Genomic DNA, 1,194 nt, shown 5'->3' with positions numbered 1-1,194 from the left:
GGGGCGGGGGGGAGGTCATCCATGCTGAGCTGTCCGGCGCACTCCCACGGGGCCACAGCGTCCGCAGGGTCGGCGACGTCCTCCACGCTGCCCGCGTACAGCGGCATGCACGGGCACAGGACTTCCCTGCCCGGGGCGGTCGACGTCTGGAACTCGCGGTACCACGAGCCGCAACGGGCGCACCGGCGCGCGTACTCCGTTGCTGCCGTCTCAGCGTCCGTGGCAGCGTAGTCCCGCGCCGTCTCAGCCCTTCCCTCGTACTCCCACGCGTCGGCCCGCGCACCCGTGACGTCGTCCCACAGCGCGGTCACTTCGTCCCTGACGGACCACGGCGCTTCTCTGATCTTGTCTCCGAACGCCGTGGCCAGATCGGCCAGCGCGTCCGCCCGCGCCGAGGCGAGGGAGAACAGCTCGGACGCTGTCCGCGCGGCATTTTCGGCATCCTTGGCACTGTCGTGAGCCTCGACCACGTTCACCGCGGACAGTGTCCGGTCCTTGGCTTCCGCGGCAGCTTCGGCCGCCGTCTCAGCCTCGACCGCGAGCGTCTTGACTGACTCCGCCTTGGCCACGATCAGGGAGCGCTCTACGTCCAGCTTGGCCAGGGCCTCAGCCGTCTCGACCGCGATCGGCTTGTCCGACATGACGACGTTGCGGCCGTTGGGGTCGGTCTCCCCGAACGGCCGGGCGTGCGACCGGTCAAGGGCGTAGCTCACGGTGTGCGTGCCGCGGCCGTCCCGCACGATGGTCCAGCCATCCCGGTGTGCCGCCTCAGCCGACACCTGTCCGCCGCAGCCACAGGCGTAGCCGGAGCGCCAATCGGTCGAGATGCCAACCTGCTTCCGGCATGTCCCCGAACGGCGCCCCATGGACGTGGCCGCAAACCGTCCGTTGTGGCGCACCGGTTCGAGAATGACCAGCGCTTCGGGGCGGAGTTCATCCACGTGGGTCCGGACGTAGCGGGTGGCCGCGCCGCGGGCCGCGTACCCGTCGCCCTTGCCCGGGATCACCCAACGGCCGTCCAGTGTCAGGACGCTGTAGCGGCTCGTGGCCGGGCAGAAGACGGTGTAGGCGACGGCCGTACGGGAGTCGTCCAGGACGGTCACAGCCTCCGTGAGTCCGTGGCCGGTCATGGCGTTCTGGGCGGGGGTGGTGATCAGCTCGGTCATGGGGCGGAGTCCTTCCTGAGGGGCGGGA

At 70.4% G+C, this 1,194-nt stretch carries 1 pseudogene; it reads right to left on the bottom strand.

Annotation, left to right across the window (positions count from 1 at the left end):
- Positions 1 to 1,166 (bottom strand): annotated as a pseudogene (locus E4099_RS32175) (hypothetical protein); the annotation flags it as partial.
- Positions 1,167 to 1,194: the final 28 nt, after the last annotated feature.

The organism is Streptomyces palmae, assembly GCF_004684805.1.
Classification (GTDB): Bacteria; Actinomycetota; Actinomycetes; order Streptomycetales; family Streptomycetaceae; genus Streptomyces; species Streptomyces palmae.
The sequence above is the reverse complement of the archived record's forward strand: the minus strand, read 5'-3'. Positions and strand labels throughout refer to the sequence as shown.